8 protein-coding genes are annotated in these 7,906 nt (G+C 50.6%); all 8 read left to right on the top strand.

The window, feature by feature from the left end; genetic code table 11:
* The coding region (locus ACIQ2L_RS14360; RefSeq protein WP_396160044.1) for a hypothetical protein at window positions 1-1,579 on the top strand (1,579 nt) is incomplete at its 5' end.
* A gap of 61 nt (window positions 1,580-1,640) precedes the next feature.
* Window positions 1,641-1,988, top strand: coding sequence for a DUF2190 family protein (locus ACIQ2L_RS14365; protein WP_396160046.1), 348 nt, complete (start codon window positions 1,641-1,643; stop codon window positions 1,986-1,988).
* A gap of 11 nt (window positions 1,989-1,999) precedes the next feature.
* Complete coding sequence (locus ACIQ2L_RS14370) at window positions 2,000-2,641, top strand: hypothetical protein (RefSeq protein WP_396160048.1); 642 nt, start codon at window positions 2,000-2,002, stop codon at window positions 2,639-2,641.
* Complete coding sequence (locus ACIQ2L_RS14375) at window positions 2,641-3,366, top strand: hypothetical protein (RefSeq protein ID WP_396160050.1); 726 nt, start codon at window positions 2,641-2,643, stop codon at window positions 3,364-3,366. The genes ACIQ2L_RS14370 and ACIQ2L_RS14375 overlap by 1 nt, the downstream gene beginning before the upstream one ends.
* Window positions 3,366-4,040: a hypothetical protein gene (locus ACIQ2L_RS14380; protein ID WP_396160052.1), complete on the top strand. Its 675-nt coding sequence runs from the start codon at window positions 3,366-3,368 to the stop codon at window positions 4,038-4,040. Before ACIQ2L_RS14375 ends, ACIQ2L_RS14380 begins: the two co-directional genes overlap by 1 nt.
* Window positions 4,041-4,084: 44 nt before the next feature.
* Entirely contained in the window at window positions 4,085-4,345 is a 261-nt protein-coding gene (locus tag ACIQ2L_RS14385; protein ID WP_396160054.1) for a hypothetical protein, read from the top strand.
* Window positions 4,346-4,357: 12 nt separating this feature from the next.
* A complete protein-coding gene (locus tag ACIQ2L_RS14390) occupies window positions 4,358-4,744 on the top strand; it encodes a hypothetical protein (RefSeq protein WP_396160056.1) in 387 nt (128 codons plus the stop codon).
* On the top strand, window positions 4,741-7,743 hold the full coding sequence (locus ACIQ2L_RS14395) for a hypothetical protein (RefSeq protein WP_396160058.1): 3,003 nt from the start codon (window positions 4,741-4,743) through the stop codon (window positions 7,741-7,743). Before ACIQ2L_RS14390 ends, ACIQ2L_RS14395 begins: the two co-directional genes overlap by 4 nt.
* The last annotated feature ends 163 nt before the right edge of the window (window positions 7,744-7,906 follow it).

Here is a 7,906-nt window from a genome sequence, read left to right on the forward strand (position 1 = left end):
TGACAATACGAGCGCACAGATCGCAGCCTCACAAGATGCGACCAATATCTCGTCCAGCAGCGATTCACCTGTGGAAAAACCAACCGCTATCGACGCTTGGTTGGGAGTCCATGGATTTGAGACTGAAACCTTAACCGCAGCCCAAACCCATGCATTGAAGCAAATGTTTGCGGTCGCCCACAGCAAGATCGATTCCGCTCCAGCCCGAACTAGCGAATCCAATAGCGAGCCTGCTCAATCCGCTTCTGGCCCGGCTGCCGATGCCGTAACTGCGCTACGTGCCTCAATGGCGTCAGAACTCAAACGCATCGCCACCATCCGGACGATTTGCAAGGAGCGGGACACATCAATCGAAGCTCGGGCGATCGCAGAAGGATGGGATACCACTCGAACGGAGTTAGAAATCTTGCGAACACAACGCCCACAAGCACCAGCCATCCAGTCCATCGATCGTTCGGTCAGCGGTGAAATCCTCGAGGCTGCTTGCATGATTGCTTCACGTCACAGCGACGTGGAAACTCTGTATGAACCTAAGACGCTCGAGGCAGCAACACGTCGCTTCCGGGGCGGGATCACACTTCAAGAACTCATCCTCGAAGCCGCTTGGGCCAACGGATACACCGGTCGCAACTTCCGTGACTCGCGTGAAGTACTTCGCTTTGCATTCGCGCCCTCGATTCAAGCGGGTCTTTCGACGATTGAAGTCTCGGGCATCCTCTCCAATGTCGCTAACAAGTTTCTGCTTGAGGGGTTCTTCTCGGTCGAACGCGTGTGGCGCAACATCTGCGCGGTACGAACCGTCAACGATTTCAAGACCATCAGTAGCTATCGACTCATTGGCAAGGATCAGTACGAACTGGTTGCACCTGGTGGTGAGATTTCCACCGGAACGCTTGGTGAAGAAAAGTATACCAACAAAGCCGATACGTACGGTCTCATGCTAGCCATCGATCGCAGGGATTTTATCAATGATGATCTTGGTGCTATTACGACCGTGCCTCGGAAACTCGGTCGCGGATCAGGCCTCAAGATTAACGACATCTTCTGGACAACGTTCCTCAACAATGCTGCATTCTTTGCAGCCGGTAATAGAAACTACATCCTGGGGGCTAATACGAACCTAGGAATTGATGGATTGACGCTTGGCGAAACGACATTCATGGACCAAGTAGATGCCGACGGCAAGCCAGTTGGCATCATGCCTCAGATCCTGCTTGTACCAACGGCCATTTCGACCACGGCTGCGCAACTCTACAAGTCCTTGGAAATGCGCGACAACACGGCCAATTCCAAGACGACCACGAGCAACCCTCACCAAGGTAAGTACCGGGTTGAAGTAAGCCGCTATTTGGGCAATGCAACCTATGCGGGCGCATCGGGCAGAGCTTGGTATTTGCTCGCGGATCCGAACGACCTACCTGTGATCGAAGTCGCATTCCTCAACGGCCAAGAGTCTCCCACGATCGAAACGGCCGAAGCGGATTTCAACATCTTGGGCGTGAAGATGCGTGGCTACCACGATTTTGGTGTGGCACTTCAAGATCCACGCGGCGGATTGAAGTCCAAGGGCGAAGCGTAGTCTTAATCTAGCCGCATTCAATTCAAGAAGCGTCATTACTCGAAAAGGGGACTCATAACGGATGTCACACGATTATTTAAAGCATGGCGACGCAATCGATTACACCAACGGAGGTACCGCTCTCGCCGCAGGGGAAATCATTGTTGCCAATAGCAAGCCACTTGGCATCACACATCGTCCTATCGCAGCCAACGAAACCGCAGGGATCTGCAGAAAGCATGGCGCCGTCTTCAATTGTGACAAAGCGAGTGCGACAACCTTTGCGGTTGGGGACGATGTCAATTTTGTGACGGCAACAAAGCTTGCCACCAATGCTGTCGTCGGTGCGGGCATTATTGCACTCGGCCGATGTGTCGAGGCTGCCGGTAACGGGCCTACCAAGGTCAAGGTTGCTATCAACTTCAACTAGTCAATCCGTCAATGGAATGGGGAACAGACATGGTTCGAGAGGTGAACGCGACTACTGGCTGGTGGGTGATGGTGCTCTTGTGGATGAGCATGCTATTCACCGGCTGTGAAGAACAACAATGGAGAGAGCTAGCACATCCTTCTGTGGAAGTTCCGGCTGCGAACGTGCCACTGGCTCTGCGCCAAAAGAACTGGCCCGACGCGCGCGGATCCGGGTCGTGTGTTATCGCCTCGACCTGTTCAGCACTTCAGTGGCACAACAAGCCGGAACTGGCTGAACGCTTTCGTAAGTCCTATTCAGGCGGGCAAACGGAGACCAGCATTAAACAAAAATGGGCTGCCAACGGAATCAAGTTCATTGCTCCTGAAAGAGATAACGAATATGGCGATCCCGACTTTCTAGAGTGGGCCAGTCGGACTCGCCGAGCAGCAATCATTTGGTATTTCCCCAATCATTGCGTGACTTTTTGTGGATTCTCCCTTTGGCAAGGTCGTGAGGTGGCATGGCTGCTCGATAACAATCGCAAAGAGCGGTTTATCCCCATTCCAAAACAACAGTTTCTGACGGAGTGGCGCGGCTATGGAGGCTTCTGTGCAATCCCACTATTAACGCCAGCCCCGAATCTACCCTTCCAAGCTTACGAGGTGAACTAATGTCCAGAGCAATTGTTGTATCGGTTTCCGTTGGAACGGGCCTGTTCATTGGGTGCTTGGTCTTGATGCTCTGCGTAGCGATTGGTGCCACGCTTTGCATCGATAGCACAGAGCCTACGATGGCACCGGCCATCTTCAAGCCAAATTCGGGAGCGATCGGAGACACTGAAAGAGCTATCAACGATTTGAAATATGGTCCCGTCAATCTGGATGCAGCAAAAGAAATCAAAAATGGCTTGTTTGCAAGGATTCGCGACACTCGGCAATCGAGGATCTGCGCGCCGGTCCAACAGCAAGCATGCGTTCCCGTTCAAGACACAAGGGTGATCGAGCCTCAGCCGTATGTGATCCAAGCAACTGGTATCGAATCGCCATCAGACGCGTTTAAGGAATACCCCGCGGTCAATCCGCTCGAGCCTCAAAGCGGAGATTGTCCAACCTGTCGCCCCTCTGTGGAAATAGAAAAGCTTCTTCGCAAGAAAGTATCGCCCCGATCGGAGAACAAAACAGGGGCATTCATGTGTTCGCGTTGCAGGAAGTCGCATGTGGGTGAAGAGTGGCATACGGATTGGGCTGCGGACGGTACGCCCATCACCTTCCTCTGCGAAAGCTGCTATTCACGCATGAGCTCACAGCAGAGGCTGGAAGCATACGAAGCCTACGCTTCACGTCAAACGACGAAGAATGGTCGTGCTGCTCTCTTACACCAGGAAATCGGCGAATAATGAAAAATCTATTATCGATACTCATCGCACTCTGTGGATGTGCTTCACTCGCGGCGGCTGCCGATCTTCCGGCCAATGACGCTGGCAAGAATCAGCTTATCATCGTGGGCCAACCAGGTGAAGCGCCCGCGAAATGGTTCAATGAAGTCTCGGAGTTGGTTCAAGTGAAGAATGCGGTGTCTTTCACGTTGTTCACTCCGACTTCCAAGCTATTTCGAGAGCGATATCAGTCTACGCTTGGTACAGACTTTCCAATCGTTGCGTATCTTCGGTCGGACGGTGGGATCGTGTACTTTGCGGACCGTAACACGTTACCGTCCAATGGCGCCAATTTGTTTCAAGAAATGAAAGCGGCAGCATTCCTCGCCAAGAATGCTAGGCCATCGACGCGCCTCCCTGTGGAAATGGAAGTGCCAAGTGTACTCCAAGCCGATTGCCCGGATGGAACGTGCTATCCCGATCAATCGGTTGACCAAGACGTTCGATTCCCGCGACTGAATCCGTTCAAGCAACCGGCGAAAAATCCACTCGACAATATAGTAACTGGCTGGTTTAGCGACTCGATTTCGTCCGGTATCTGGCTGGTGTTCTCGGTCATCGCCCTCGGATTCGTACTTTTCTTCTTCGTTTTGCTTGTGGGTGCAATGCTAATTGTGCGCATGCTTTGGAGATAGTCTGGTCTCCTCACCCTCCTCCTCAAACCATTTAGGTAAATGCCATGGGAACCAGTTTCATGAGCGCTCTGTTTGTGGGAATCACCGTATTGGTCGTATTGATGATTCTCTTGTTGGTTCTGTTGTTTGTCGGAGTCGGCGCGTACCGATTGACTGCGACAAGAAAAGAGCTTTCGACAATCGACTTATCCGATGGGCTCGATGAATCGGAGATTCAAATTATTCGCAATGCACTATTGAAGAAGCAGACGGCGGACAAGGAAGCCGCAGTTAAAGCCAAGGTTGCCGAAGTCGTCAAGTCGTAGAGGGTGTTGCAAATGACAAATGTGCTCGAGAAAGGCAGCCAATGGCTGAGCGATCAGATCGACCAGTACGCAGCTTCTAGCGTGCTGTATCGTCGTGGTTCGCTGACGGTCCCAGTTCAAGCGGGCAAGGGACGAACGACGTTCGAGCTAACGGATACGAGCGGAATTCTTATTTCTATCGAGTCGAGGGACTTTTTGATTTCGGCTGCCAACCTTTTGCTTGACGATTTCCCAGCCCTGCCGGAAGTCGGAGATCGTATTATTGAATCAATCGGCGGAGCATTGCACGCATTCGAGGTTAGTAATTTCGGGGCCGAGCAACCGTATCGATTCTGCGATCCGTTCCGACACAAGCTGCGAATTCACACACGCTATATCGGAGTGATTGTCAGCTTATGAGCGCTCCCGTGATTCCAGGCGTGCCAACAGATGGTCTTAAACCAGCGGATTTGCTGTGGGCGAGCATCCTCAGCAAGCCTCTGCTTTTTCCACCGAGTCCGCATTCCCATGGTAGTGCCGATCTACCTGTAACCGTAGCTCGCACCGATCTGTCGAACACGTTTACTCAGAACCAGCTTTTTCATGGTAACGCAGAAGTAGCCGGATTGCTAAGTGTCAAAGGCACAGACTACACCACCAGAGCAACTATTAACGGCAACACTGGTGCTTTTGAAATCAATGCAGGCGATTACCAAGTCAAACTTCATGGAGACGCCAACGGTCCAATCCTCCAAAGTTTTGCATCAAAGCCCCTGCAAATCAATCCAGCCGGAAACGACACTGTATTCCCGTCTTGGTATTGGATTCGAGATTCCTACAATCGAATCATGTTTGCTGGGGGTTCATCTACTTATTTAGCTGGACAAGGTACTTACCCTGTTATTCACCGAAACGCTTCTGGGCAAGATGTGTTTCGAAACCAAGACAATGGAGACCAACTACTTCGTGGAAGTCTTGTTGTAAGCTCTGGCACCAGTGATCCTAGTGGTTCCACAGCAACTCCCGCAAAAGCTTTTGTAGATTTCCGAAGTGGGGGTTGGACTTATTCGGCTGGTAGAATTGAAGGAAGAACGTACGCTGCAAACCTCATTTATGGCGATCTGGTTCTGTCGGCCAATCCTTCCATATTGATTACAGACGGTAGTAACCTTTCAAACGACTTAGCGATTCGTGGAAATACTGGCAATGTTGAACTTAGCCGTGCTACTCGTCTCACCTTCCTAGGTCCAAATTCTGGTTATCGCACTGCAATTGAAAACAATTGGGACTCTGGTAGAGCTTTTGCGATTACGGCAGGTGGATACGATGTAATCAAATGCTCCTCAGATGTGTACAACTCGTTGACCATAGGACATTCGGGAACACAAAACGTAAACTTTCCAGGAGTTAGTACGACCTTTGCCGGTACTGGGGCGTTTAACGGGCTGATAGCCCATTCCATGTCTGGAGGTTCGATCTCTTCTCCATCTCGTTCTAGGCTGGATTTCTGGAGCGGTAACTACTCGTATCGTACTGGAGCGATCTATACCGAAAGCTACGCAAACGACAGTCTAGCCACAAATATGTTGTTGTGTGCTAACCCCAACCTTCTCAACCCACCTACGCCTAATATCACGATTGCAGGGGCAACGGGTAACGTAACGTTTTCAAACGGGGCAACGTTTTCCGGTACTGTAAGACTTCCAACCGGAACGTGGCACACGAGTACAGAGTCTACACCAAAACAACGGCTTTTCTTTAGCGTAGATGCAACCAGTTACTATCAGGGACATGGATCATTTCCACACATTTTTAGAAATGGTGCAGGTACTGATCGTTTAACCATCCGAGACAGCGGTACTACGCTTATAGACGGACCAATGTTTGTTGGTTCTGGGACTGGTAGCGATGGAAGACGACTGATATCCCCGAACTACGATGGGTCAGCCAATGGACATTTCGCATCTGGCTTAGTAGCTGAACGAGGATCTATAGCTATTGGGCTTGCCTGGGGCATGTATCAAGATAATACAACCAGTTGGTTGTCTGGATGGGACTATGGTGCTTTATCTAGAACTGCCTTGTTGAACGACTTCGCAGGATTACGGTACATAACTACAGACGCAACCACTGCTGCCCCAGGATCGGTACTACCTTCGCAACCAACAACAAAGTTTAGCGTATCACCAACAGGTGCACTTACGACTACTGGTCCTGCGGTGTTTGGCGGAACAATGGCCTGCCAGTATGGCATGACCATAACCGAACTCGGCACCTCCACAATGCAATGGTTGCTTTATAAGAATGCGGGCGTAGGACAACCACTGTATATCCGAGATATGGTCAACAGTCATAACCATGTGATCATCTACCCTGGAGCTACATCATACGCCTCCACTGTTGGTTTTGAATCCCATGTCGTTGTGAATCAAGGCTTACAAGTAGCTTCAAACGCTTCCCACATTGGTTTTGATGCGGGACCCAATAACTATCTTGGAGGAATCACGTACTTTAGACCGTCAATAGGCGGAGCTATTACTGCATCGATAGACGGAACGACAGGAATTGCTGCATTTGGAGGACAAGCCATAGCTGACAGTCTGGCAGTTACTACCTCAGCTAGGATAGGAGCAGGAGCACTCGGCGGATTGTTGTACTTCGGCAATGGAAGTAATTGGATCTTTCAGGACTCCAATAGTTTCCACATCGATAGCAATGGTGGAGGAGTTCAATTTCGCAATGCCTTAACGGCACTCCCATATTTTCGTGTTACCGCAGCAGGGCACGTAACTACCTGGGGAGCTATAGACTCAACGGGTAGCGTCAACTCGAATCGCTCACTCAGCCTGGGTAACGATAACCTTGGTGCAGAAACCATCACCTTTGTAGGAGTAATTCCCGCCTATCGTACGGTCATCGAAAACAACTGGAACTCGGATCGATCGTTTGCAATCACCAATGGTGGGTACGATGTCTTTAAGTGTTCCAATGGTGGCTACACTAGCATCACTATCGGAAGTGATATTACGCAAAGTACGATCATCAAGGGTAATCCTCAAGCAGTCGGATTCACTGCTATTGAACCCGGCAAAGGTGCAGCAGCAATAGCAGCAGGTGGGTTCTCCGGTACAGGATTCTTTGCTTGGTTTAAGCCTGGCGGTACTAGGCAAGGCTATGTTGGATTTGATTCTGGTGAAAACATCGGATTCGTCAATGAGCGAAGTGGTGGCATATTCACCTTCAATGCCGCAGTAGAGGTTGCTAGTCATGTGACTGCCGGTTTCCAATCCCTGTCTGCCGATCCAACGACCCTAGACCTCACCGCAGGTCAATCACGACTCGTGAAAAACACGACATCAGGTTTATTACGTTTGTGGGCCAATGATGGTGGAACCATGAAATCTGTGACCCTTACTTAACGCTAGGATAATCCATGCCAGAACTACGATCCGCTTTGCCATACGTCTCTCACTTGCGAGTTACCAAACGACCTACTCGTGATTGGGCTCCGAGTGGATACCAAAACAGAGATGGGCAAGACCTCTACCAGCAAGTAACTGATTTGCCAGGGATTGAGTGCGA

This window comes from Flavobacterium sp. (assembly GCF_044369455.1).
In the GTDB taxonomy this organism is placed as follows: Bacteria; Bacteroidota; Bacteroidia; order Flavobacteriales; family Flavobacteriaceae; genus Flavobacterium.